Origin of the sequence: Actinomadura sp. CNU-125, assembly GCF_001942465.1 — a bacterium.
Taxonomy (GTDB): domain Bacteria; phylum Actinomycetota; class Actinomycetes; order Streptosporangiales; family Streptosporangiaceae; genus Spirillospora.
On record NZ_MKJY01000025.1, the window covers coordinates 1 to 25,242 of the forward strand.

17 protein-coding genes and 9 pseudogenes are annotated in these 25,242 nt (G+C 74.1%); 13 read left to right on the plus strand and 13 right to left on the minus strand.

Annotation, left to right across the window (positions count from 1 at the left end):
* The 9 genes and pseudogenes from BJF79_RS50480 to BJF79_RS66465 all read right to left on the minus strand — a co-directional run.
* A pseudogene (locus BJF79_RS50480) lies at positions 1 to 522 on the minus strand (phosphotransferase); the annotation flags it as partial.
* A 192-nt stretch (positions 523 to 714) separates the two neighbouring features.
* Entirely contained in the window at positions 715 to 1,203 is a 489-nt protein-coding gene (locus BJF79_RS66460; RefSeq protein ID WP_410050040.1) for a DivIVA domain-containing protein, read from the minus strand.
* A gap of 250 nt (positions 1,204 to 1,453) precedes the next feature.
* A pseudogene (locus tag BJF79_RS03930) lies at positions 1,454 to 3,268 on the minus strand (serine/threonine-protein kinase); the annotation flags it as partial.
* Positions 3,231 to 3,719: a hypothetical protein gene (locus tag BJF79_RS55080; protein ID WP_262401495.1), complete on the minus strand. Its 489-nt coding sequence runs from the start codon at positions 3,717 to 3,719 to the stop codon at positions 3,231 to 3,233. The pseudogene BJF79_RS03930 and the gene BJF79_RS55080, both read right to left, overlap by 38 nt.
* A gap of 617 nt (positions 3,720 to 4,336) precedes the next feature.
* Positions 4,337 to 5,104, minus strand: a pseudogene (locus BJF79_RS58340) (serine/threonine-protein kinase); the annotation flags it as partial.
* Positions 5,105 to 5,318: 214 nt separating this feature from the next.
* A pseudogene (locus tag BJF79_RS03945) lies at positions 5,319 to 6,268 on the minus strand (acyl-ACP desaturase).
* 198 nt (positions 6,269 to 6,466) lie between these two features.
* On the minus strand, positions 6,467 to 7,234 hold the full coding sequence (locus BJF79_RS03950; protein ID WP_075895022.1) for an SDR family NAD(P)-dependent oxidoreductase: 768 nt from the start codon (positions 7,232 to 7,234) through the stop codon (positions 6,467 to 6,469).
* A gap of 74 nt (positions 7,235 to 7,308) precedes the next feature.
* Entirely contained in the window at positions 7,309 to 7,509 is a 201-nt protein-coding gene (locus BJF79_RS58350) for a hypothetical protein (RefSeq protein WP_262401498.1), read from the minus strand.
* Positions 7,510 to 7,736: 227 nt separating this feature from the next.
* Positions 7,737 to 8,027 (minus strand): annotated as a pseudogene (locus tag BJF79_RS66465) (NAD(P)-binding domain-containing protein); the annotation flags it as partial.
* A gap of 15 nt (positions 8,028 to 8,042) precedes the next feature.
* On the opposite strand from BJF79_RS66465, the gene BJF79_RS03960 reads away from it, so the two are divergent.
* Positions 8,043 to 8,417, plus strand: coding sequence for a winged helix-turn-helix transcriptional regulator (locus BJF79_RS03960; protein ID WP_075895023.1), 375 nt, complete (start codon positions 8,043 to 8,045; stop codon positions 8,415 to 8,417).
* Here the strand turns inward: BJF79_RS03960 and BJF79_RS03965 are convergent.
* Positions 8,404 to 9,184, minus strand: a pseudogene (locus tag BJF79_RS03965) (enoyl-CoA hydratase/isomerase family protein). The gene BJF79_RS03960 and the pseudogene BJF79_RS03965 sit on opposite strands and share 14 nt — an antisense overlap.
* Positions 9,185 to 9,782: 598 nt before the next feature.
* Here BJF79_RS03965 and BJF79_RS58360 point away from each other — a divergent pair.
* The 5 genes and pseudogenes from BJF79_RS58360 to BJF79_RS58375 all read left to right on the plus strand — a co-directional run bounded on the left by BJF79_RS58360 (position 9,783) and on the right by BJF79_RS58375 (position 14,453).
* Positions 9,783 to 12,212: an SNF2 helicase-associated domain-containing protein gene (locus BJF79_RS58360; RefSeq protein WP_075895024.1), complete on the plus strand. Its 2,430-nt coding sequence runs from the start codon at positions 9,783 to 9,785 to the stop codon at positions 12,210 to 12,212.
* Positions 12,209 to 12,319 (plus strand): annotated as a pseudogene (locus BJF79_RS66470) (hypothetical protein); the annotation flags it as partial. The gene BJF79_RS58360 and the pseudogene BJF79_RS66470, both read left to right, overlap by 4 nt.
* Positions 12,320 to 13,678, plus strand: a pseudogene (locus tag BJF79_RS03975) (DEAD/DEAH box helicase); the annotation flags it as partial.
* Positions 13,678 to 14,076, plus strand: a complete 399-nt coding sequence (locus tag BJF79_RS58370; RefSeq protein WP_262401500.1) for a hypothetical protein — start codon at positions 13,678 to 13,680, stop codon at positions 14,074 to 14,076. The pseudogene BJF79_RS03975 and the gene BJF79_RS58370, both read left to right, overlap by 1 nt.
* Positions 14,076 to 14,453: an SWIM zinc finger family protein gene (locus BJF79_RS58375; protein WP_262401501.1), complete on the plus strand. Its 378-nt coding sequence runs from the start codon at positions 14,076 to 14,078 to the stop codon at positions 14,451 to 14,453. The genes BJF79_RS58370 and BJF79_RS58375 overlap by 1 nt, the downstream gene beginning before the upstream one ends.
* Positions 14,454 to 14,512: 59 nt before the next feature.
* Here BJF79_RS58375 and BJF79_RS03985 read toward each other — a convergent pair whose 3' ends face one another.
* Together BJF79_RS03985 and BJF79_RS03990 are read right to left on the minus strand one after the other, a co-directional pair.
* Positions 14,513 to 15,352 carry a M55 family metallopeptidase gene (locus BJF79_RS03985; protein WP_075895025.1) on the minus strand — a complete coding sequence of 280 codons (840 nt, stop codon included), beginning with the start codon at positions 15,350 to 15,352 and terminating at the stop codon, positions 14,513 to 14,515.
* Between the two features lie 83 nt (positions 15,353 to 15,435).
* Positions 15,436 to 16,764 carry an ABC1 kinase family protein gene (locus tag BJF79_RS03990; protein WP_075895026.1) on the minus strand — a complete coding sequence of 443 codons (1,329 nt, stop codon included), beginning with the start codon at positions 16,762 to 16,764 and terminating at the stop codon, positions 15,436 to 15,438.
* Between the two features lie 133 nt (positions 16,765 to 16,897).
* Between BJF79_RS03990 and BJF79_RS03995 the strand changes: the two genes are divergently transcribed.
* From BJF79_RS03995 to BJF79_RS04020, 6 genes are all read left to right on the plus strand, one after another.
* The gene (locus BJF79_RS03995) at positions 16,898 to 17,908 is read left to right on the plus strand and encodes a histidine kinase (RefSeq protein ID WP_075895027.1); all 1,011 of its coding nucleotides are present in this window, start codon (positions 16,898 to 16,900) and stop codon (positions 17,906 to 17,908) included.
* Positions 17,909 to 18,067: 159 nt separating this feature from the next.
* Positions 18,068 to 18,712, plus strand: coding sequence for a response regulator (locus tag BJF79_RS04000; protein WP_262401502.1), 645 nt, complete (start codon positions 18,068 to 18,070; stop codon positions 18,710 to 18,712).
* A gap of 115 nt (positions 18,713 to 18,827) precedes the next feature.
* Positions 18,828 to 19,706 (plus strand): ABC transporter ATP-binding protein, encoded by an 879-nt coding sequence (locus BJF79_RS04005; RefSeq protein ID WP_075895029.1) that lies wholly within the window; start codon positions 18,828 to 18,830, stop codon positions 19,704 to 19,706.
* Complete coding sequence (locus BJF79_RS04010) at positions 19,703 to 20,560, plus strand: ABC transporter permease (protein ID WP_262401503.1); 858 nt, start codon at positions 19,703 to 19,705, stop codon at positions 20,558 to 20,560. The genes BJF79_RS04005 and BJF79_RS04010 overlap by 4 nt, the downstream gene beginning before the upstream one ends.
* Before the next feature lie 25 nt (positions 20,561 to 20,585).
* Entirely contained in the window at positions 20,586 to 20,825 is a 240-nt protein-coding gene (locus tag BJF79_RS04015; protein ID WP_075895030.1) for a helix-turn-helix transcriptional regulator, read from the plus strand.
* Between the two features lie 11 nt (positions 20,826 to 20,836).
* A complete protein-coding gene (locus BJF79_RS04020; protein WP_143219685.1) occupies positions 20,837 to 21,394 on the plus strand; it encodes a hypothetical protein in 558 nt (185 codons plus the stop codon).
* Here BJF79_RS04020 and glgP read toward each other — a convergent pair.
* Positions 21,391 to 23,987 (minus strand): annotated as a pseudogene (glgP, locus tag BJF79_RS04025) (alpha-glucan family phosphorylase). The gene BJF79_RS04020 and the pseudogene glgP overlap by 4 nt on opposite strands.
* A gap of 440 nt (positions 23,988 to 24,427) precedes the next feature.
* Here glgP and BJF79_RS04030 point away from each other — a divergent pair.
* On the plus strand, positions 24,428 to 25,242 hold an 815-nt coding region (locus BJF79_RS04030; RefSeq protein WP_143219686.1), incomplete at its 3' end, for a maltotransferase domain-containing protein.

Genomic DNA, 25,242 nt, shown 5'->3' on the forward strand with positions numbered 1-25,242 from the left:
CGTGCGGGCGGCGGCACCGGACGCGGGACCCTCGGGGGCTCTCCCCCGGCGCGGACGGGCGGTTCCTCCCGCGCGACCGGCGTCGGCCAGTTCGGCGGGGGACGGACCGGACGCCGGTCGGCGGAGGCGGCGGCGTCCAGCAGCGGCCGCAGCCACGGGCGCCGACTCCGCTCCCCCGGCCGCGAACGCCACGACCGCCGCCCACGCGCGGACGTCCTCGGCCGGACCCGCCGCGACGATCCCGAAGTCGACGACGACCGGTGCGTCATCGACCATCAGCACCGTCCCGGGATGCAGGTCGCCGTGCGCGAGACCGGTCAGGTGGATCGCGGCGAGGGCCTTGGCCAGGCCGAACGCGGTCCGGTGCAGCGCGTCCTCCGCCAGCGGGCCCCGCTCCGCGACGACGTCCGCGAGCGGACGCCCCGGCACGAGCCGCGTCACGACGTGGCCGGAACCTCCGGAACCGCCGGAACCGCCGCCGGTCTCGCCGTCCAGGACGTCCACCACGTACGGGCTGCGCACCTCCCGCATCCGCGCGAGGTCGGGCGCGGCGCCGCGGCAGCGCGCGGATCGCCACGTCGCGGCCGTCCGGGCCGGTGGCGCGATGGACGGCGCCCGCGCCGCCGCCCAGCGCGGACAGCAGCCGGTACGGGCCGATTCGTTCGCCGCTCATACCGACGGCACCCTACCTATTTCCGGCGCCGTGATCGGCGATCACGCGTAGCCGGTTCGGCGCATCTCCGTCTCCAGGGCGGCGAGGAACGCGTCGACCTCGGCCTTGACGTAGGTCTCGCGGAGGCGCCGCAGCGTGAACGTCCGGGCGCGGACGTCGTCGGCGCCGATCACCTCGGCGAGCGCGCGCCGGTCGCCGGTCAGCCAGCCCGCGACCCGCGCGACGAACTCGTCCACCTCGGCGGGGTCGTAGCCCTCCTTGAACCGGACGCGCGTGAACCGCGCGGTGCCCAGCAGCGCGACGGCGCGCCGGACGTCCACCATCTGCCCCGGCATGATCGGCCGCCGCTGCTGGACGGCCTGCGCGTGCCTCCCGTACAGGCTCGCCGCGCGGTAGATCTCGGCGAGGCGCGGCCCGTTCGCGGGGATCCCGGTGCCCGTCTGCGCGTCGCGCGCGGCCCGTCCGGCGGCGGCCAGCGCGTTGTTCGCGTACTTGGCGGCGTGCCCGTGCTCGATCCACGACCCGCCCATGGCGTGGGCGCGCTCGGCGGCGGCCAGCTCCCGCTTCGCCTCCCCCAGCGCCACCTCGATCACCGACAGCGTCAGCGCGAACCCGGACCGGGCGAACGCGGCACGCCCCGCGACGACCTGATCGGCGGGCTGCCGCGGCTGCGGGCGCGGCTTCGGCGGCGGCTCGGGTTCGGGTTCCGGCTTCGGCGCGGGCCGGCTGAGCCGGGGCGCGATCGAGCCGGGGTTGGCGAACCGGGTCGGCGAGCTCCTGCGCGTCCGGACGGGCCGCGGGGTCGCGGTTCAGCGCGTCCTCCAGCACCTCGCGCAGGTCGGGCTCGATGCCCGCGAGGTCCGGCGCGCCGGTCAGCACCCGCCGGACGAACGCGGCCGGGCTCGTCGCCTCGTAGGCGCGGCGGCCGGTCGCGGCGAACGCGATCGTCGCCGCCCAGCCGAACACGTCCGTGGGCGGCCCGGACGGGCGTCCCTCCAGCACCTCGGGCGAGACGTACCCGGGCGTCCCCATCGGGCCCTGCGTGAGCCGCGTCGCGCCCGACAGGTACGCGATGCCGAAGTCGATCAGCACCGGGGCGCCGCCGACCAGCATGACGTTGCCGGGGTTGACGTCGCGGTGCACGCTGTCGGCCGCGTGGACGGCCGCGAGTGCGTCCGCGAGGCCCCCGGCGAGCCGGAGCAGCCCGTCGCGGGGCAGCGGACCGCGACCCCGGACGGCCTCCAGCAGCGAGGTCCCCTCGACGTAGCGGGTGACGATGTAGGGCTGGTCGGCGTCCAGGTCGTGGTCGACCAGTTCGACCACGCCCGGGTCGTCGATGCGCCGCATCGCCTCGACCTCGCGGCGCAGCCGGTCGCGGGCCTGGAACTCGGCGGGCAGCGCCGCGTGCAGCATCTTGATCGCGACCATCCGGCCGTCGTCGGCGCGGGCCAGGAACACCTCGCCCATGCCGCCGCGGCCGAGCCGCTGCAGCGGCCGGTACGGGCCGATCGGGTCGAGCGGCCGGGACCGGACGGCCGCGCGCGGACGGCTGGCTGCCGCCGGACGAGCGCAGCCCGAGCGACTCGGGGCGCAGCGTGCGCAACCGCCGCACCAGCTGCTCGGCGGCCGGGCGGGCGGCCGGGTCGCGGCGAGCGCGTCCTCCAGCAGCGGGCGCAGCTCGTCGGGGATCTCGCTCAGGTCGTGGTCGCCGCGGATGATCCGCAGGCAGACGGCGGCGTCGTTCGGCGCGTCGTACAGGTCGCGGCCGGTCGCGGCGTAGGCGACGGTCGCCGCCCACGCGAACACGTCGGCGGCGGGGCCCGCGTCGTGGCCTTCCAGCAGCTCGGGCGACAGGTACCGCCAGGTGCCCGCGCGCGCGCCGGTGCGGGTGAGGCGCGTGTCGTCCACGCCCTGCGAGATGCCGAAGTCGATGACGACCGGCTCGCCGCCCTCCAGCAGGACGTTGCCGGGCTTGATGTCGCGGTGCACGACGCCCGCGCGGTGCACGGCGTCCAGCGCCTCGGCCGTCCCGACCGCGATCCGCCACAGCGCCGCGCCGTCGGCGACGCGCCCCTCGCGGACGGCGTCCTGCAGCGGGCGTCCCTCGATGTAGCGGGTGACGATGTAGGGGACGCGGGCGTCCACGTCGAACTCGACGATCTCGGCGACGCGCGGGGTGGTGACCCGGCCCATCGTCTCGACCTCGCGGCGCAGCCGGGCCCGCGAGTCGCCCTGGTCGACCAGGTGCGGGTGCAGGATCTTGACGGCGTAGGTGCCGCCGCGCGGGTCGGTCGCGCGGAACACCTGCCCCATCCCGCCCGCGCCGATCAGCTCCAGCGGACGGTACGGGCCGATCGCCGCGGGCAGCCCCCCGGCGGCCTCCACGGACGGCTCGTCCGGCGGCTGCGGAGCGGGCGGCTGCGCGGCGGACTGCGGCGACGGCCGCTCGGACGGCTCGGCGGGCGGCTGCGGGAACGCCTGCGCGAACGGCGGCGGACCGGCGGGCGGGCCGCTCGGGGGCGGGGAACCGGACGTCGGCGGGGGGCTCCAGGCTCCGTCAGAAGAACGGGACCCCGGAGACGAGGTCATGGACATCGCTGCGCAGGCTCTCCAGGTTCTGGCTCATTCCGTCCAGCGGTGTGGTGTCCGGGGGCTGCTGGCGGGACAGGCCGACGAGCACGGCCGCGAAGATCCCGATGATCAGCGCGCCGATGAGGGCGGCCTCGGCGCGCGGCATCAGCGCGCCCCAGACCCGGGCGAGCTGCCGCCGCGACGCGCCGCTGCCCGGGGCCAGCGACATCAGCGCGATCACCAGCATGGCCGACCAGGCGATCGCCCGGGAGGCGGCCATGCCGGGGTCGGCGAAGATCAGGACCGCGAGCAGCACCACGCCCGCGAACAGGCTGAGCGCCGACAGCAGCAGGGTCATCGTGAGGGCGCCGGGCAGGTGCAGCGGCGTCCGGAACGCCGCCGCGACCGCGTCACCGGTGCGCGGGCCGCGCCGGGTCTGCCGTCCCTCCATGCCCTTGGCGGCCTTGTCGGCCATCCGCAGCACCAGCACCCCGCCGAGGGTGACGGCGACCGCGAGCAGCGGCGCGATGTTGGCGAAGCCGAGCAGCGCGACCAGGACGAGCAGGCTGATGATCCGGTACCAGCCGTAGGGCTTGCGGGACTCGCGCTCGTCGCGGGTGCGCTCGTCCCGCCGGTCGTCCGGACGGGCGGCGGCACGCGGGTCGTGCGGCGGCTGCTCGGGCGGGCGGCGCTGTAGCTGGTTGCGCGGCGGGTAGGGCTCGGGGTACCGCTCCTGCGTCGGGTACGGCCGCCCGTACTGCCCCTGCCCGGTGTACTGGTCCTGCCGGTACTCGGGCGGCGGCGGTGCGGGCGGCGGAGCGCCGGGGGCAGCTGCCCCACGAAGTCGCTGGGCTGCTGCGAGGGGACGGGCGCGGGCGCGGGCATCGGCGGCGGTGTCGCCGTCCAACCCGCGGCCTCCCCGGTGGCCGGGGGCGGCATGCTGAACTGCCCGGCCTGGTCGGGGTCGTCGCCCCCGGACGGGCCGGTGGCGTCTCCGGCCGGGGCGCCCGCCGCGTAGTGCCGGTCCACGCGCGTCTGGTCGGTGACGGTGGAGTCGAAGTGCAGCCGACGGGTGAGCGGGACGAGGTCGACGGCCTTGGGCCGCTCGGACGGGTCGCGGGCGATCGCCGCGCGCAGCACCGGCAGGATCGGCGCGGGCACGCCGTCCAGGTCCGGCTTACCGGACATGATCTTGTAGAAGATCGCCTCGAAGGTGCCGGAGCCGAACGGCGGCCGGCCGGTCGCGGCGTACGCGAGCGTGCCCGCCCAGGCGTGCACGTCCGACTGCGGGCCCGCCTCGTGGCCCTCGATGATCTCGGGGGCGAGGTAACCGGGCGTGCCGATCACCATGCCGGTCGCGGTGAGCCGGGTCGAGTCCGCGGCCTGCGCGATGCCGAAGTCGATCACGACGGGCTCGCCGCCGTCCATCAGCATGACGTTGCCGGGCTTGAGGTCGCGGTGGACGATCCCGGCGCCGTGGATGGCCGACAGCGCGGACGCCAGCCCGACCGCGAGCGTCTGCAGGTCGGTCCCCTCGACGGGGCCGCCGTCCTCGACGACCTCCTCAAGGGTGCGCCCGGGCACGTACTGGGTGACGATGTACGGCTGCTCGGCGGTGACGTCGGCGTCGAGGATCTCGGCGACGTGGGGGCTGTGCACGCGCCGCATCGAGTCGACCTCGCGGGCCAGCCGGCGACGCGCCGTGGCGTCCCCCGCCACCGCGGGCCGCAACACCTTGATGGCCACGTTGCGCCCCTCGGGGTCGGCGCCGAGGTAGACGACGCCCATGCCCCCTTCCCCGAGAGTCTGGAGCACGCTGTAGTGGCCGATTCGGTCCCCGGACGTGACAGCTCCCCTCATCGTTTGCGAAAACCCTACCCTTCGCACGCTCCCCGAAAGGATGCCGACAGGAGGGCGCCGCCCCTCCTCCTGAGTTCTTCCACGTTCTCTTTGACGCCGCCGCGGCCCGTCAGGTTCCGGTTCGACACGACGTCGCAGGTGAAGGGCAGGTGAAAAGAAGCCGCCGGGGCCGGTGACGGACCACCGGGCCGGGGCGGTGGCCCGGCGCGCCGGCTCAGGACTTGCGGGCGGCCTGGCGGGCGCGGCGCTCCTCGCGGCGGGTCTCGAACTTGGTCGCGGCGGCGTCCAGCTGCTCCAGGAACTCGCCGAGCTCCTCGCGGGCCTTGTCGCCGTCGCCGTTCAGGTCGGTGCGGTCCCACACCTTCCACTTGCGCAGCACCGGGACGAGGACGTCGTCGTGGTGCAGGCGCAGGTCGTAGATGCCGGCGTTCGCGATGATCACGGACTTCTTGAGGAAGCCGTCGATGCCGGTGCCGGGCATCTCGAACGCCTTGACGACGTCGGTGTTCGCGCGCATCTCTCGTTCGGCGCGATCTCCAGCGCGGCGCCCAGCAGGTTCCGGTAGAAGATCATGTGCAGGTTCTCGTCGGCGGCGATGCGGGCCATCATCTGCTCGCAGATCGGGTCGCCCGACGCCTTGCCGGTGTTGCGGTGGGAGACGCGGGTGGCGAGCTCCTGGAACGAGACGTACGCAGTGCCGTGCAGGAACGAGTCGCCGTGCGTGGCCGCGTAGCCGTGCTCCATGTGGTTCATGCGCGCGCGCTCAAGGGCGATCGGGTCGACGGCGCGGGTGACGGTGAGGTAGTCGCGCAGGACGATGCCGTGCCGGTTCTCCTCGGCCGTCCACCGGTTGACCCAGGTGCCCCAGGCGCCCTCCTGCCCGTACACGGTCGCGATCGCGTTGTGGTAGCCGGGCAGGTTGTCCTCGGTGAGGAGGTTGACGATCAGTGACTCGCGCGCCTCCTGGCTGAGCTTGGACTGCTCCAGCGACCACTCCTCGCCGCCGAGCGGCCCGTCGTAGTCGCGGCCCTCGCTCCACGGGACGTACTGGTGCGGGAACCACTCCTTGGCCATCGACAGGTGGCGGTCCAGCTCCTTCTCGACCACCTGCTCCAGTTCGTGCACCAGACCGTGCTGGAACTTCTTCTCCGGGCTCTCGGACATGCGCTTCCCTCGCTCCTAACTTACTCAACCGTAGGTTCGATGGTCGCGAGTCCGCGGTATCGCCGTCAAGTAACTCGGAGAACAATCAACCGCGCGCGACTTTTGTAGACCCGGACGAAACGCGTGCCCCTCCTTTGCTGCTCGCGGCGCGTTCCCGCGGGCGTCCGCAAGGCCGTCCTCACGGGCCGTCCGGTACGGCTACTGCGTGTCGGCGGCCTGCTTCCACATCCGGCCCGCCGCCGCCCGCAGCAGCGGGCGCGGCAGGATCCGCAGCGCGGGCATCGCCGCCTTGTACTGCGCGCCGGGGACGCACAGCGCCCGTCCCGCCGCGACCGCCTCCAGCCCGGCGCGGGCCACGTCGTCGCGGCGCAGCCACAGCAGGTTCGCGGGCGACTCCTCGTCGGTCCGGGTGAACCCGGGGCACAGCGCCGTGACGTGCACGCCCTTCCCCGCGACCTCCGCGTGCAGGCTCTCGGAGAACGACGCCACGTACGCCTTCGTCGCCCCGTACGTCGCGCTGCCCGGCGACGGCGCGAACCCCGACATCGACGCGACGTTCAGCACCCCGCCGCGGCCGCGCTCCACCATTGCGGGCAGCGCCGCGCGCGTCAGCCGCACCAGCGCCGTCACGTTCAGGTCGATCTGCGCCAGCTGGTCCTCGATGGGCTCCTCGGCGAACGCCCCGAAGGCGCCGTAGCCCGCGTTGTTCACCAGCAGCTCGACCGGCTCGTCCGCGAGCCGCCGCTCGACGGCGCCGCGCCGCTCCGGGTCGGTGAGGTCGGCCGCGAGGACCTCCACCCCGACCCGGTACCGCTCGACGATGTCGCGGGCCAGGTCGTCCAGCAGGTCCGTTCGGCGCGCCACGAGCACCAGGTCGGTGCCCCGCCCGGCGAGGAGCCGCGCGAAGCTCTCCCCGATCCCGCTGGACGCGCCCGTCACGAGCGCCGTTCGGTACGCCTTCCGCATGGCCGCCGAGCCTATCGGGCGATCTTCGTCCGGCCGGGGAACACGCCCGAAACGGGTCGGCCCGTCTCGTTTCCCTACTGCGGGGCGCCCATTTGCGCGACGGGCGCGAACATGGCGGACGGGTCCTCGCCCGCCACGATGAGCCCGACCATGAACGTCGCCGTGGCCTCCAGCAGCGCGGCCCGCGCCAGGTTCCCGCCGTGCATCGGGACGGCCCCGGCGTCGCGCACCAGTTCCCCGACGGCCGTCGCGCGGCGTCCGCGTCGTCCCCGCACAGCGGGACGCCGAGCGGACGGCCGCCGAACACCGGCGGCGCCGTCCGCCACACGCCGTCCGGGACGAGCGTGAACGCCTTGACCACGCGCGCGCCCGACGCGTCCGCGATCCGGCGCGCCGCCGACGGGCCGTCCCCGGTCAGCGGCGCCTCGAACGGCGGCGCCATCGGGTTCGTGCAGTCGATCAGGATCCGGCCGGCCAGGACGCCCTCGCCCGCCCCGGCCGCCCGCAGCGCGTCCAGGGCGCCGTCGTGCCCGACGGCGAGCAGGACCGCGGCGCCGAACTCCGCCGCGTCCCGCAGGCCGCCGCCCGCGCAGCCGAGCCGTCCGGCGAGCGCCGCCGCCTTCGCGGGCGTCCGCGCCCCGATCCGCACGTCGTGCCCCGCGCGCACCCAGTGCCCCGCCAGCGCGTCCGCCATGTTCCCCGCGCCCAGCACACCGATCCGCATACCGTCCTCCTCCGGTCGATTACCGTCGGACGGGACGCTAGGCGGGGCGTTCCGCACCATCGGGTGCATATCGGAAGGGACAGGATGAGCGGCGATCCCACGCACGACAACGACTTCATCGCCGACTGCCGGACCCGGCTCGCGTTCGACCTGCTGTCGGGCACCTGGACGGGCGTCGTGCTGTCCGCGCTGCACGAGGGCCCGCTGCGCCCCGGCGAGCTGCGCGACCGGATCGGCGGCGTCAGCCACAAGGTCCTCACCGGCACGCTGCGCCGCCTCGAACGCGACGGGCTCGTCGCGCGGCGCCGCTACGCCGAGGCGCCGCCGCGCGTCGAGTACGAGCTGACCGGGCCGGGCCGCGGGCTCCTCGGACCGATCGCCGCCCTCGCCCGGTGGACCGAGATCCACGCCGACGAGGTGCTGGCCGCGCAGGAACGCGCGGAGCTCAGCGGCCGGTGAACTTCGCCTTGCCGGGGCCCTCCTCGATGAAGCTCTTCATGCCGTTCGCCTGGTCCTCGGTGGCGAACAGGGCGGAGAACCGGACGCGCTCGATCTCCAGGGCGGTGTCCATGTCGGCGTCCAGGCCCTCGTCGATGGCCTGCTTGGCGGCGCGCAGCGCGACGGCGGGGCCGCCGACGAACGTCGCCGCCCACTCGCGCGCGGCCGTGTACGTCGCCGTCGGGGACGACCCGGTCGGCGAGGCCGATCGCGAGCGCCTCGTCCGCCTTGACGTGCCGTCCGGAGAAGACGAGGTCCTTGGCCTTGGCGGGGCCGACGAGGCGGGCGAGCCGCTGGGTGCCGCCCGCGCCGGGGATGATGCCGAGCTGGATCTCCGGCTGCCCGACCTTGGCGCCCTCGCCCAGCACGCGGAAGTCGGCGGTCAGCGCGACCTCCAGGCCGCCGCCGAGCGCGTACCCGGTGACGGCCGCGATGACCGGCTTGGGGATCGCGGCGAGGGCCTTGGTGAAGTTCTGCAGGAGGTGGGAGTGGCCCGCGGTCATCTCGGCGGCCGACATGACGGCCATCTCCTTGATGTCCGCGCCCGCCGCGAACACCTTCTCCCCGCCGTAGAGGACCACCGCGGCGACGGCGTCGTCCTCCGACACCTGCCGGGCCGCGTCGACCAGCTCCCGCTGCATCGCCGCGTCCAGCGCGTTCATCTTCGGACGGTCCAGCCTGATCGTCGCGATCCCGTCCTCGATCTCGACCCGAACGAACTCGCCCACCAAAGCCTCCATGATCCAGGCGGAATACGACGTCCCGAACCTAACAAGCCGCGCGGGACCGTCGGGCACCGCTGGTAACTTCGGTGTCCATGCTCGTCGGACACGCCACCTGGCACGGCGGTGCGCTGTGCCTGTGGGCCGAGCGCACCGGCCCGCACGAACCGTCCGGCGACCTCCACCCGTTCGCCTCCCGCGACTTCACCGGCACCTCCTACGAGCCGCTGGTGCGCGGCGCCGTCCGGGTCGGGCTGAACCTGTCGCTGCCGACGGCCGGGGACCATCCGCTGCCGTCGGCGGAGCTGGGACCCGAACCGGTCACCGGCGAACCCGAACTGCGGCCGTGGCGCGTCCCGGCGCTCGTCCTGGAGCCGTTCCCGGCGATGGCGCTGCTGCAGGCCGCCGAGCACAGCGGCGACGTGATCCCCGGCACCGACCTGCGGTTCCTGTGCCTGCTCGCCGAGGAGGCGATGACGCTCGCCGGGCGCGGCCACGTGCTGCCCGCGCTGCTGCGCGAGGACGGCGACCTGGTGGCGCGCTGGCGTCCCGTATTGGACGACCCCGCGCGGTTCCGCGCGCTGGTGCGGGCGATGCCCGCCGCGTGCCGCGCCGCCGACGGCGGCCGCCCGGCCGCGCACGTCCTGCGGGAGGCGCTGTCGGGGCTCGTCGACACGGCGGTGCTCGGCGTGTCCCGCATCCGCTGCTGCCGGCCCGGCGCGGCAAGGCCCCCGACCGGCTGCCGCTCGCCGAACGCTGGGCGGCGGCGCTGACCGGCCCGTCCGCCGCGGTCGCCCGCGAGCCCCGCGACGACCCCGGTGAGCTGATCGCCGAACTGGACGCGTGGGCCGCCGCGGCGCGCCGCCCGTCCGGGCCGCTGCGGGTGTGCTTCCGGCTCGCCGAACCGGGCGCGGACGAGTACGAGACCGGCGAGGCGAAGGAGCCGCGCGACGACGGGTCGTGGCGGGTCGAGTTCGCCCTGCAGGGCACCGAGGACCCGAGCCTGTACGTCCCGGCGTCGCTGGTGTGGGCGGGCGAGGCCGCCTCGATCGCGGACGCCGACGAGACGCTGCTCACCGGTCTCGGCCGTGCGCTGCGCCTGTTCCCCGACCTGGCCCCGGCCCTCGACTCCCCCGTGCCGGACGAGCTGCTCCTCGACACCGCGGGCGCGTTCCGGTTCCTGCGGCAGGCCGCGCCGATGCTGGCCGCCGCCGGGTTCGGCGTCCTGCTCCCCCACTGGGCGGGCAAGGCGAAGCTCGGCATGAAGCTCACCACGCGCACCGAGGACCCGGAGGCGTCGTCCGGCGCGGCCGCCTCGTCGGGCTTCGACCTCAAGGCCATGATCGACTTCCGCTGGGAGCTGGCGATCGGCGACGGATGCGTCGACGAGGACGAGCTGGCGGAGCTCGCGCGGCTGAAAACGCCGCTCGTCCGGCTGCGCGGCCAGTGGGTGGAACTCGACGAGGAGCAACTGGAGGCGGCGCTCGACTTCCTGCGGCATCCCCGGCGGGGCCGGATGTCGGCCGCCGAGGCGATCCGCGCGATCGTCCACGCGGGCGACGACGCCCTCCCGCTCGTCGACGTCGACGCCGACGGCGCCTTCGGCGACCTGCTGTCCGGCGAGGCCGACCGCCGGCTCGTCCCGATGCGGACCCCGGACGGATTCAACGGAACCCTCCGGCCGTTCCAGGAGCGCGGTCTGGCCTGGCTGAATTTCCTGAACGAGATCGGGCTCGGTGGAATCCTCGCCGACTCCATGGGGCTCGGGAAGTGCATCGGCAAGGACGAGTTCGTCTTCGTCAACGGTGCCCTGATCAAGGCGAAGGACGTCTGGGCACGTCACGCGTCCGGGAGCGAACCGGATGCCGAGGGCGAATGGTCGGTGCCGGCGGAACCGCTCACCGTCAACGCCCTCGCCAAGGACGGACGGGTCGTGCCCGCGCCGATCACACGCCTCTACCGGCAGCACATCCGGGAGAGGGTGCGGAAGATCTCGCTGGACGACGGAAGCGAGATCATCGTCACCCGGCGGCATCGGCTGCTGGGTCCGGACGACTGGACACGCGACGTCCGGCCGGGCGCGCGGGTGTGCGTACCGGCGCGTTTGGTGCACGAGGGAGCCCCGCTCGATCCGGATCTGACCGTGCTCCTCGCCTGGCAGATCGCCGAGGGACACGAAGACGCGTACTTCAGCACGGTCATCACTCAGAAAGACGAGCGCGTCCTCCAGGACCTGCAAGTGCGGCTGCTCCGCCTCGCCGAGCGTTCCGGGATCCGCCTCAACGCTCCGAAGATCTTCCCGAATGCGGGCGGCAGAGCCGCCTACCTACGCTGGAGCGGAATCTCCTACCGGCGCTTTCTCGAAGAGCACGGATATCGATGGGGAGGGAACTCCGCGCACAAGCGCATCCCCGACTCCGTCGTGTCCGCGGACGACACCACCGTCCGCCTCTTCCTGCGCCACTACTTCGCGGCGGAGTCGTCGGTCGACCTCTCCAGGCGACTCGTCGAGATCTCCTCCGCCTCCGTATACGTCATCCGGCAATTGAGCACGATGCTGCGGCGGTTCGGCATCTGGCTCCGGGTCTCCACATCGTGGAAGTGCGCGACCAACGGCACGGGAACCAAGCGCCCGTACCGGATCGGGCTGATCGGCGGGTCGAGCCTTCGCCGTTTCGCCGACCTGATCGGGATCGCGGACCAGGGCAAGCAATCACGCTTGGAGACCATCTGCTCCCGTCCGCACAACACCGACGTCGAAGGAAGATACCGGGAAGCGATCTGCTCCGCCGCGCACACGAGACGACCGGCCTCCCGATGCGGCACTTCGGGGTCGACACGGTCTACTTCTACGGAACGCAGGAGCTTTCCAGGAAGACCGCGCTGGAAGCCGTTCGCGGAGTGGACCGCATCCTCTCCGGGGAGGCCATGGCCGATTACGCGACCCGCGACCCGAATCGGTGGACGGCGCGGACGCTCGCCGCGTACGAGAACGTCGACGAAGCCGGGCTGCGGCGCATCCGTGACCGGTTGAAGAGCCGTGCCGATCGCGAGGTCTTCTACGCCACGGTCGCCTCCGTAGAGGAGATCGACTACGAGGGCTTCGTCTACGACTTCGAGATCGCCGATCACCACAACTACGTCGCCGAGGGCATGGTGTGCCACAACACGGCCCAGACTCTCGCGCTGCTCGCGGCGGAGCGCGACGGCGGACACCGTCCGGGACCGACACTGCTCGTCGGGCCGATGTCGCTGGTGGGGAACTGGGAGCGGGAGGCGGCCCGGTTCGCCCCGAAGCTGCGCGTGTACGTGCACCACGGGACGTCCCGGCAACGCGGCGACGACGTGGCGCGCGCGGCGGCCGGGGCCGACCTGGTGCTGACGACCTACGGGACGGCCGCGCGGGACGCCGAGGCGCTCGCGGCCGTCGAGTGGGAGCGGATCGTCTGCGACGAGGCGCAGGCGCTGAAGAACAGCGCCACCCGGCAGGCGCGGGCGGTGCGGAGCATCCCGGCGCGCAGCCGGATCGCGCTGACCGGCACGCCGGTGGAGAACCACCTGACCGAACTGTGGTCGATCATGGAGTTCGCGAACCCCGGGCTGCTCGGGCCGCGCACGGTGTTCCGGCAGCGGTTCGCGGTGCCGATCGAGCGGGACGGCGACGAGCGTGCGGCGGCCGCGCTGAAACGGGCCACGCAGCCGTTCATCCTGCGCCGCCTCAAAACCGACCGGTCGATCATCTCGGACCTGCCGGACAAGCAGGAGATCAAGGTCTACTGCAACCTGACGACCGAGCAGGCGTCGCTGTACCGGGCGACCGTGGACGACATGCTGGAGCAGATCGCCGAGGCCGACGAGAAGCAGCGGCGCGGGCTCGTCCTGGCGACGATGGCCAAGCTCAAGCAGGTCTGCAACCATCCCGCGCAGCTCCTCAAGGACGGTTCGCGGCTGCCCGGCCGCTCGGGGAAGCTGGAGCGGCTGGAGGAGATCCTCTCCGAGATCGTCGAGCAGGGCGAGAAGGCGCTCGTCTTCACCCAGTACGCCGAGTTCGGGTCGATGCTCCAGCCGTACCTGGCGGCGCACCTGGAACGTCCCGTCCTGTGGCTGCACGGCGGGACGTCCAAGCAGGCCCGCGACGACCTCGTGCAGCACTTCCAGCACGACACCGAACCCGCGGTCTTCCTGCTGTCGCTGAAGGCGGCCGGGACGGGCCTGACGCTGACCGCCGCGAACCACGTCGTGCACGTGGACCGCTGGTGGAACCCGGCCGTCGAGGACCAGGCCACCGACCGCGCGTTCCGCATCGGGCAGACCCGCAACGTGCAGGTCCGCAAGTTCATCTGCGCGGGGACGATGGAGGAGCGCGTCGACGAGATGATCGAACGCAAGAAGGCCCTCGCCGAGTCGATCGTCGGCACCGGCGAGGACTGGCTGACCGAGCTGTCGGTCGCCGAGCTGCGCGACGTCCTGCGGCTGGACCCGGCGGCGGTGAGCGGCTGATGGACGTTCCGGACGGCATCCGCGCGCGCAACCGGCGCGGCTCGATCGGCGACGAGTGGTGGTCGCGGCGGTTCATCGACCTCGTCGAGTCGTTCGCCGACAAGGGCCGCCTGTCGCGCGGGCGGACGTACGCGCGGCAGGGCAACGTGTTCGAGCTGAAGGTCGCGCCGCACGAGGTGACGGCGAAGGTGCGCGGCTCGGCGCCCGAACCGTACGAGGTGGCGCTCGGCATCGAGGCGATCGACGCGGCGGGCTGGCGCGCCGTCGAGAAGGAGCTGGCGTCGCGCGCGGTGTTCCGGGCCCGGCTCCTCGCGGGCGAGATGCCGCCGGAGATCGAGTGGGTGTTCGCCGAGCTCGGCCTGGCGCTGTTCCCCGGGACGCCGCCGATCTGCACCTGATGTGCGACTGCCCCGACTGGGGCGACCCGTGCAAGCACGCCGCGGCCGTCCTGTACCTGCTGGCGGAGGCGTTCGACGACGACCCGTTCCTGATCCTGGAGTGGAACGGGCGCGGACGGGACGCGCTGCTGGGCGCCCTGCGCCGCGGTTCGGCCACCGAGCCCGACCCGCTCGACATGGACGACGAGCCCCTCACGGCGGCCGGTTTCTGGACGGCCCCCTCGGGCCTGGCCCGCCTCCGCGAGCGCCGCACGGCACCGCCCGTCCCGCCCGGTTTCGTCCTGCGGGTCGCGACGCCGCCGCCGGTGAAGATCCGGCGCCGTCCGCTGCCGGACGTCCTCGCCCCCGCGTACGAGGCCCTCGCCGGGGAGGAGTGAGGCGGCCCGCCGCCCACGGGGCGGGCGGCGTATCCGCTTCCGGACGCCTCGGACGCCGGTCAACCGTAGTTGCGGCCGGTGCAGCCGACCTCGCCCGCGATCGTCGCGCAGACGCCGAGGAGGCCGACGACGTCGGCGTACTCGTCGGTCGTCAGCTCGGTGGTGCGCGGGCCGGTGAGCCGGACGCCCGGGATGACCGCGCACGACTGCGCGATCGCCGTCGCGTTCCACTCGACGGCGAGGGTGTAGGGCGCGGACATGGTGAGCTGCGGCCACCGCTCCTCGCGCAGCGACCGCAGCGCGGTCTCGTAGATGCGCTCCTGCGCGCGCGCCGGTGGGATCAGCTCGGCGGCGTACCGGTCGAGGCCCCGCTTGACGGCGACGGTCGGGACGCCGCCGAGGACGTCGCGCGCCTCGGCGCACGCGGCCTCGTCCCCGGCGACGAGCCCGACCGGGACGCCGAGCGACCCCGCGTACCCCGCCATCAACCGGATCTCCCCCGCGATCTCCCCGTTGACGTAGAGGTTCTGGATCTCCCGGCCCATCCACGTGTGGTTGAGGACGCCGCGTTCCGCGCCCGCCCGCGCGTGGTACCCGACGTACAGCGCGACGTCGAAGGTGGAGTCGAGGCCCTCGCCCATGCGCATCGGCTTGTACGGTCCCCGGACGAGCGTGCACCGCTCGTCGATGAGGTCGGCGCGCAGGTTGCGGCCGCCGCCGTGCGAGTCGGTGACGACGACCCGGTCGGCCCCGGCGTCGAACGCGGCGCGGATCGCGGCGTTGGCGTCGCCGGTCATCAGTTCGCAGCCGCGCTCGTAGCCGCGTCCGCCCGCGCGCATCTCCTCGGGGTCGGTGAGCCCGGAGACGCCCTCCATGTCGACCGATACGAAGACCTTCATGCGCTTCATCGTGCCCCGGCGGGGCCGCCCCCGCACTCCCCCGCCCCGACCGGCGAGGCGCCCTGCCCGGAACAGGGCGGCCTTCAGGTGTGTTCGGCGGGGCCGTGCGCGTGTTCTCCGCCTTCCGGGGTCAGCCAGCGGAGTGCTTCGGCTCGGAAGGGGACCTCGGCCTCCAGGCGGCACAGGACGCCGATGCCGACACGCAGCGCGCGCTGGGCGTTGACGGCGCCGGGCGGGAACGCCAGTGCGAGCCCGACCGGTAGCGAGGCGGTGACGCCGCCGAGCGTGTCCCGCAGGTAGGCGGCGTCGAACCGGAACGTTTCGGTGACCGCGGGTTCGCCGGAGCGCAGGAACAGCTCGCGCAGCCGTCCGGGGTCGGCGCGGACGCCCGGGGGCAGGAAGCCCGCGTCGCGCAGGGCCGCGCACAGGTCGGCGTCCTCGTCGAACGCGGCCAGGTGGACGTTCATCCACCGTTCCAGCGGTGTCGCGGTCCCGGGGGCGTGCCGGTAGACGGCGCCGAAGTCGAGGACGCCGAGGCGGCCGTCGTCGAGGAGCCGGAAGTTGCCGGGGTGCGGGTCGCCGTGCATCATGCCGCAGCGCGGGACGCCGGAGAACAGCAGGCGGGTCAGCAGGAGTCCGGCGCGGTCGCGCGTCGCGCGGTCGCCGGATCCGGCGACGCGGGCGAGCGGCGTCCCGCCGATCCATTCGGTGACCAGCACCCGGCCGCGCTGGTGCACGACCCGGGGGACGCGGATGTCGGCGTCGTCGCGGTACGCGGCGTGGAACGCCTCCTGCGCCTCGGCCTCGCGGGCGTAGTCGAGTTCCTCGGCGACCCGGTCCATGAGCTCGGCCGCGAGCGCCCGGCCGTCGAGCCGGGGGGCGAGCAGGCCGGTGCAGGCGCGCATGGCCGGGACGAGCGCGTCGCGGTCGCCGAGCAGGTCGTCGCCGATCCCCGGGTACTGCACCTTGACGGCGACGTCCCGGCCGTCCCGCCAGCGGGCCCGGTGCACCTGGCCGAGGGAGGCGGCGGCCGCGGCGTCGGGGTCGAACGACGCGAACAGCGTCCGCCAGTCCGGCCCGAGGTCTTCGGCGAGGACGCGTTCGGCGGTGCGGCCGTCGTCCGGGCGGGCGGACTCCTGCAGTTCGGCGAGCCTGCGCCCGTAGACGTCCGCGACCGCGGGCGGCAGCACGCCCTCGTACACCGACAGCACCTGGCCGAATTTCAGTGCGCCGCCGCGCAGCCCGCCGAGCACCTCGACGAGCCGGTCGGCGGTGCGTTCGTGCAGGTCGAGGGCGGTCTCGTCGGTGAGGCGGCCGAGTGCGGCCAGGCCGCCCGCCTGGACGGCCCGGCGGGTGAGGCCGAGCGGGACGGCCGACAGCCGCGCCAGCCGGGGAAGCGATCGGAACTTCATGGCCACCAGCGTCGCGGCCGGGTGCCGGACGGCGCGTCCCCCCGGGGTCGCCGGACCGGCTACGACCGTGGTCGTCGCCGGATACGACCACGGTCGGACGTCCGGGGCGTCCGGTGATTCCTAGGATCGGCGCATGCACCGGATCCAGAGCGTGTTCCTCCGAAATCCGCCTCCCTGGCCGGTGCTGCGGTTCTTCGCGTTCGTCGGCGCCGCGTGGGCGGCCCTCGCGCTGGCCCTGGCACCGGCCCCCGGTGCGCGGACGGTGCTCGTCGGCGGGTACGTCGCGGTCTGGACGGTCCAGGCGGTGCGGCCGTGGCGCGTCCCGTCCGGACGGGTGCCGTGGGCGGCGCTCGTCCTGCTGGGGGCGCTCGTGCTCGCGCCGTCCGCGCAGGGTTCGCCCGGGTTCCGGCCGTTCCCGTTCGCCGCGGGGACGTTCGCGGACGGGGCGCTCGCGGTGGGGGCCGCGCCCGTCTGGGCTTACCTGGCGATCCTCGCGCGGACGCGGGACCTCGCGTGGTGCGTCCCGGCCGTGCTGGCGCTCGCCCCCGCGCGCGGGCTGCTGGCCGGGGGGCTGCCGCTGTGGCCGGCGTGGCTCGTGTGGGGCGTCGGGTTCCTGCTGCTCGGCCTGGCGTTCCGCCTGCACACGGCGCTGTACGAGGCGCGGCTGCGGCTGGACCGGGAGGCCGTCGCGGAGGAGCGCCGCAAGATCGCGCGGGAGGTGCACGATCTGGTCGGGCACGGGCTCGGGGTCGTGCTGCTCAACATCGGCGCGGCCCGGCGCGCCGCGGCGCGCGGGGACGCCGCCGCGGCGATCGGCGCGCTGGAGGAGGCGGAGCGGGCGGGGCGGCGCGGGGTGCGCGACGTCCACCAGGGCCTGGTGCTGCTGCGCGATCCCGCGTGGACGCCGGGGCCGATCGACCCGCCGCCGCCCGCCGCCGAGGACGTCCCCGCGCTGGTCGACCGGTTCCGCGCGGACGGGCTCGCGGTGCGGCTCGCCACGACGGCGATCTGGCGTCCGTCGACCCGGCGGTCGGGCTGGTCGTTTTCCGCGTCGCGCAGGAGGGGCTGGCGAACGCGGCGCGGCACGCGGACGGGGCGGCGGTCGCGGTGTCGGTCGACGTCGGGGGACGGGACGCGCGCGTGACGGTCGCCGACGGCGGCGGGCGCGGCGGCCCGGCGCGGCGGCGGGCGTCGGGCTCGTCGGGATGCGGGAGCGCGTCACGGCGCTGGGCGGCACCCTGCGCGCCGGGCCGGACGGCGGCGGCTGGCTGGTCGAGGCCGTGATCCCGCTGGGCGGCGACTGGTGACCGGCCTGCTGCTGGTGGACGATCAGCAGCTCGTCCGCGCCGGGCTCGCCCGGATCTTCGAGGGCGAACCGGGTCTGGGGATCGTCGGCGAGTGCTCCGACGGCGACGAGGTGGCCCGCGCGGTCGCCCGCACGCGTCCGGGCGTCGTGCTGATGGACGTCCGGATGCGGCGCATGGACGGCGCCGAGGCGACGCGGCTGCTGCGCGCGTCCCCCGGCGCGCCGCCCGTGCTGATGCTCACGATGTTCGACGATCCGGAGGTCGTCGCCGCGGCGCTGGCGGCGGGCGCCGCCGGGTTCGTGCTCAAGGACGCCCCGTGCGAGGAGATCGTGCAGGCCGTCCGGGCGGTCGCGGCCGGGAAGGGATGGCTCGATCCGGCCGTGGCGCCGCACGTCTTCGGCGTCTACCGGACCCGCCTCGGGCCTGCGGCGCCGCCGCGCGCGCTCGCCGGCCTGTCGCCCCGCGAGCGCGAGGTGCTCGCCCTCATCGGCGAGGGCGCCACCAATCCCGAGATCGCGCTCCGCCTGAACATCGCCGAGGGCACCGTCAAGACGCACGTCGGCCGCGTCTTCACCAAGCTCGACCTGCGCGACCGCGCCGCCGCCGTGATCTTCGCCCTCCGCCACGGCCTGACCCGCTGACGCACCGCCCGGACCCTCTCCTCTTCACACGACTGCGATGAGATGTAGTACATCTGCTATCTTCCACCGTAGAGGTACGGCAAGCAGTCAGAGTCCCGATACGGAGGAGAGGCGGATGGACGAGCCGGTGGTGCGGGCCCGCGATCTGCGGATGCGGTACGGGCGCGCGGAGGTGCTGCGCGGGGTCGATCTGGACGTCGCGGCGGGCGAGGTCGTGGCGCTGCTCGGGCCGAACGGGGCGGGCAAGACGACGACCATCGAGATCCTCGAAGGGTTCCGGCCGCGCTCGTCCGGCGACGTGCGGGTGCTCGGCGAGGACCCGGGCAAGGGCGGGAACGCGTGGCGAGCGCGGCTCGGGATCGTCCTGCAGAACTGGCGGGACCATCCGCGCTGGGGCGCCCGGCAGCTCCTCGCGCACGTCGCGTCGCTGTACGAGCGTCCGCGCGACCCCGACGAGCTGCTGGCGGTCATGGGCCTCACCGGGCAGGCCAGGCAGCCGGTGTCGCGGCTGTCGGGCGGGCAGCGGCGCCGGCTGGACGTCGCGCTCGGCATCGTCGGACGGCCCGAGCTGCTGTTCCTGGACGAGCCGACGACCGGGTTCGACCCGCGGGCGCGCCGCGAGTTCCACGAGCTGGTCGAGCGGCTGGCGCGGGACGAGGGGATGTCGGTGCTGCTGACCACGCACGACCTGGCGGAGGCCGAGCGGCTCGCCGACCGGATCGCGATCCTGGTCGGCGGGGAGCTCATGGCGTGCGGGACGCCGACGAGCCTGGCCTCGACCGCGCGGGCGTCGTCGGAGGTGCGCTGGCTGGAGGGCGGCGAGCCCCGCGGGGAGCGCACGTCCGACCCGTCCGGGCTGGCGTTCGAGCTGCACCGCAGGTTCGGCGGGCCGGTGCCGGGCCTGGAGGTCCGGCGGGCGTCGCTGGAGGACACCTACCTCGGCCTGGTCGCCGGGGGCGAACGGGAGCGCTTCGACCGCGGGAGGGCCGCGTGAACACCAGGGTGACGATGATCGGGCTCCGCCGGGGCGGGGCCGAGTACATGCAGTTCCTGCGCAACCGGCAGGAGTTCGTCAGCTCGCTGATCGGGACGGTCGGCGTCTACGCGGCGCTCGTCCTGTGGCAGGGCGGGCACGACGTGGAGGGCGCGGCGGGCGCGTCGCAGGCCGTGCTGATGACGGCCGGGTTCATCGCCTTCTCGGTCTACACGGCGGGGCTGCTGAGCCTGCCGATGTCGATCGCGGCGGACCGGGAGGAGGGCACGCTGCTGCGGATGCGGACGGTGCCGAACGGCGTCCCCGCGTACCTGATCGGGCGCGCGGTGTACGTCCTTGCGCAGATCGGGACGTACGTGGCGCTGATGCTCGTCGCGGGCGCGGCGTTCGGCGGGCTCGACCTGCCGACGGCCGCCGGGGACTGGCTGACGCTGGCGTGGGTCCTCGTCCTCGGCACGCTGTCGGTCGTCCCGCTGGGCGCGGCGCTCGGCGCGCTGCTGCCGGGATCGCGCAACGCGGCGGGGATCCTGTCGCTGCCGATGATGGGCCTGATGCTCGTGTCGGGGGTGATGTTCCCGGTGACGGCGATGCCCGGGCCCGTCCAGTGGGTCGCGCAGGCGTTCCCGCTGTACTGGCAGGGGCTCGGGCTGCGGTCGGTGTTCCTGCCGGACGCGATGCTGGCCGCGGAGATCGGCGGGAGCTGGCGGCTCGCGGAGGCGGCGGCGGTGCTGGGCGCGTGGTCGCTGCTCGGGCTGCTGCTCGCGCCCGTCCTGCTGCGGCGGGCGGCGCGCCGCGAGTCGGGGACGCGGCTCGCGCGGGCCCAGGAGCGGCGCGCCGCCCAAGGCGCGTTCTGAGTGCGGACTGCGGGAGACTGGGCCGGTGCCAGGGGACAAGGAGACCGTCTACAACCGGATCGCGGTGCTGCGAGCCGAACGCGGCGTGTCGCGCCGCGAGCTGGCGACGGCACTGGGCGTCCACTACCAGACGATCGGCTATCTGGAGCGCGGCGAGTACAGTCCGAGCCTGCACCTCGCCTTGCGGATCGCGACGTTCTTCGAGGTGCCGGTCGAGGTCGTGTTCTCGCTGGCACCGTTCCCGCGGCTGGGGAGCACCGGTTGAAGGGGGCGGGAGTGCACGAGTTTCGGCGGCGCTGGCACAAGGCGCAGAAGGAGGGAATGGAACGCGGCACCCTGCATTCCTGGCACTCCACCCGGTCGCGCCGCCGCGTCACCGTCGGCGCGGGCGCCGTGGCGGCGGCGATGCCGTGGGCCGGGACGGTCGTGTCGTGGCACCTCGCGCCCAGCGACACCGCGATGTGGTGGACGATCGGGCTGTTCATGGCCTATGTCGTCATCACGGTTCCGGTGACCGCCGCGCTGAACTCCGCCACCCGCGGGATGACCTCGCTCGCGGAGAACGAGCTGGACGAGCGCCAGGTGGCCGACCGCCTCCGCGCCTACACGATCGCGCACCGGACGATGCTGCTGGTGCTGGTCGTCCTCGTCGTCACGGTGCTGTCCGTCGAGGGGGACCGGACCACGTTCGTCCCGATCGCGGCGGTGGTCACCGGGGTGGTGGCGCTGTTCACCACGCACATGACGCTGCCCGTCCTCGTCGCCGGGTGGCGGCAGTCCGACCCGCCCCCCGACGACGAGGACGACCTCGACGACGGCGGCGACGACGGCTAACGCAGGTCGCCGTTCGTCATGCCGTGCGGTGCGGGCGGCAGCGCGACCAGGCCCGGTTCGGCCCGCGCGGACAGCCGCGGATGGCTCGGGACGACCCGGACGCTGTAGCCGAACGCGCCGCTGCGGCCGAGCGGGATCTCCCCCGCGTACCGCAGCCGCCCGCCGTCGGCCTTCTCCGCGCCGCCCAGCTCCAGGTAGGACGGGTCGACGAGCGTGTCGGACGCGTCGACGCGGCCGTAGGCGACCTCGACGGCGACGTCGCCGGGGTCGAGCCCGCCGAGGTCGACGACCACCCGGACCGGCAGCCGCGCGCCGACGTGCGGGCTGTCGTCGTCCCCGCCGCCGTCGACGTGCTCGACGGCGACGCCCGGCCACGCCTGCGCGACCCGCCGCTTCCACCCGGCCAGCTCGCGGGCGCCCGCGTACCCGTCGGCGGCCATCGCGCGGGCCGACCCGGCGGCCGGGGTGTAGTACCGCTCGACGTAGTCGCGGACCATCCGGGTCGCGAGGACCTTCGGGCCGAGGGCGGCGATGGTGTGCTTGACCATCTCCAGCCAGCGGCGCGGCAGCCCGGCGGAGTCGCGGTCGTAGAACGTGACGGCGACGTGGTCCTCGATCAGCTCGTACAGCGCGGCGGCCTCCAGCTCGTCGCGCCGGTCGGGGCCGGCGAGGCCGTCGGCGGACGGGATCGACCAGCCGTTCTGCCCGTCGTACCACTCGTCCCACCAGCCGTCCCGGACCGACAGGTTCAGCGCGCCGTTCAGCGCGGCCTTCATCCCGGACGTGCCGCACGCCTCCAGCGGGCGCAGCGGGTTGTTCATCCACACGTCGCAGCCCTGCACGAGGAGCCGTCCGAGGTCCATGTCGTAGTCGGGCAGGAACACGATGCGGTGCCGGACGTCCTCGCGTCGGTGAACCGCACGATCTCCTGGATGAGCCGCTTGCCGCCCTCGTCGGCGGGGTGCGCCTTCCCCGCGATGACGATCTGCACGGGCCGTTCCGGGTCCAGCAGGATGCGGCGGAGCCGCGCCGGGTCGCGCATCATCAGCGTGAGCCGCTTGTAGGACGGGACGCGCCGCGCGAACCCGATCGTCAGGACGTCGGGGTCGAGCGCGTCGTCGATCCAGGACGTCTCGGCCTCGCTCGCCCCGCGCTGCCGCCACGACTCGCGGAGCCGCCGCCGCGCGTCCACGACCAGGCGGCGCCGCAGCACGCCGCGCACCCGCCACAGTTCGGTGCCGGGCCGCGACGGGATCTCCTCCCAGCCGCTGCCCGTCTCCACCAGCGACGGGATCTCGCGGGCGGCGAGCTCCTGGATCTCCCGCGCCACCCAGGTTCCGGCGTGGACGCCGTTGGTGATCGACCCGATCGGCACCTCGGCGGTGTCGAAACCGCCCCACAGCCCGCCGAACATCTCCCGGCTGACCCGGCCGTGCAGCTCGCTGACGCCGTTGACGCGCTGCGCGAGGCGCATGCCCATGACGGCCATGTTGAACACGGTCCGGTCGCCGCCCGGGTAGTCCTCGGCGCCGAGCGCGAGGATCCGGTCGACGGGCGCTTCGGGTTCCTCGTTCGTCCCGCCGAAGTAGCGGCCGACCAGCTCGCGCGGGAACCGGTCGATGCCCGCGGGGACGGGCGTGTGCGTGGTGAACACCGTCCCGGCGCGGGCGGCTTCGAGGGCCTCGTCGAAGCCGAGGCCGTGCCCGGCGACCAGCTCCCGGATGCGTTCGAGGCCGAGGAACCCGGCGTGGCCCTCGTTGGTGTGGAACACCTCGGGGGCCGGGTGCCCGCTGATGCGGCAGTACGCGCGGATGGCCCGGACGCCGCCGATGCCGAGCAGCATCTCCTGCAGCAGCCGGTGGTCGCCGCCGCCCCCGTAGAGCCGGTCGGTGACGTCGCGGGCGGACGGCTCGTTGTCCTCGACGTCGGAGTCCAGCAGGAGCTGCGGGACGCGGCCGACGCGCGCGAGCCACACCTGCGCGTGCAGGGGACCGCCCTTGGGCAGCCCGATGCGGACCCGCACCGGCGTCCCGTCCTTCTCGCGCAGCAGCGTCAGCGGCAGTCCGTTGGGGTCGATCGGGGGGTAGCGCTCCAGCTGCCAGCCGTCCGGCGACAGCGACTGCGAGAAGTACCCGTGCCGGTACAGCAGCCCCACCGCGATGATCGGGACGCCGAGGTCGCTGGCGGTCTTCAGGTGGTCGCCCGCCAGGATGCCGAGCCCGCCCGAGTACTGCGGCAGCGCGGCGGTGATGCCGTACTCCGGCGAGAAGTAGGCGATGGACGACGGCACGCCGGGCCGCGACTGGTACCAGCGGGGCGCCGTCAGGTACTCGCGGAGCTCCTCGGTGGCGTCCCGGAGGCGGCGCAGGAACCGGCGGTCCTCGGCGAGCCGGTCCAGCCGCTCCGCCGACACCTCGCCGAGCAGCCGGACGGGGTCGTGGTCGACGGTCTTCCACAGCGCGGGGTCCACGGCCCGGAACAGGTCGAGGGTCTCGTGGTGCCAGGACCAGCGCAGGTTGAGGACCAGTTCTTCGAGCTGCGTGAGCGGCTCGGGCAGGACGGTGCGGACGGTGAATCGTCGTATCGCCTTCAACACGGCCTCCAGAAGGTGCACCGGCCGTCAGGCCGGGGAGGGATCCGGACTCCGCGCGAGAGTGCCCCGGCGGAGCCGGAACACCCCCGGTACGCATCGTTCTTCACCGATTGGCTCCGTTCTGGCTCTTCCGGGGCTGCGACGACGTGCGATCATGACCCAGAGTAGCGAAGCGATTACCATATGTCTCGGTATCGCTGGTTCGGTGACCGGAATCCCCCACCGCCGCGAGAGGGAACGTCAAACAACGTCACGCTATGCGGTCGCCCGGCCATGGCGCGACCACCCCCGGGAGAGCTTCCCCTTACAGATCGGCCCGTTCTTTACGGCGACACCGAGCAGTCGGCGCGTCACGCAAAGTTATCGGATGCTACGAGGCGGTAAGTCTCCACTCGCGGGCATGGACGTTTCGAAGACCTCGCACGGGTAGGGGGTGCCACATGCACGTCGAGTCCGGATCGTCCCGTATGACCGGTCTTTCGGGGCTCGGTTCGCCGGGGCTCGGGCGCATACCGATCCTGGACGCGGCCCCGGTGGCGGGCTGCGGCCGATGGCCCGCCAAGGCCGTCGTGGGCGAGACCGTCGAGGTGTCGGCGACGGTGTTCCGCGAGGGGCACGAGATGCTCGGCGCGGCGGTCGTCCTGCGGACCCCGGACGGCGAGGAGTGCGCCCCCGCGCGGATGCACGAGACCGTGCCCGGCACCGACCGCTTCGCGACCCTGGTGACGCCGACCCGAATGGGCCTCTGGTCGTTCCGGGTGGAGGCATGGGGCGACCCGATCGCGCACTGGTGGCACGACGCGCAGATCAAGATCCCCGCCGGTCAGGACGTCGAGCTGATGTTCGCCGAGGGCGCGCGGCTGTTCGAACGCGCGGCCGACGCCGTCCCGGGCAAGGACCGGCCCGCCCTGGTCCGGCTGGCGAAGCGCCTCGCCGACGAGACGGTCCCCGTCCGCGCCCGGATGGACGCGGCGGCCGACCCGGACGTCCACGAGATCCTGGAGCGGCACCCGCTGCGCGACCTCGTGACGGAGGGCGAGTGGTTTCCGCTGGTCGTGCACCGCGAACGCGCGCTGTACGGGGCGTGGTACGAGTTCTTCCCCCGCTCCGAAGGCGCGACCTTCGACCCGATGGGACGCCGCCCGCCCATGTCCGGCACCCTCCGCACCGCGATGGAACGGCTCCCCGCGATCGCCGAGATGGGCTTCGACGTCGTCTACCTCCCGCCCGTCCACCCCATCGGGGAAAGCGGCCG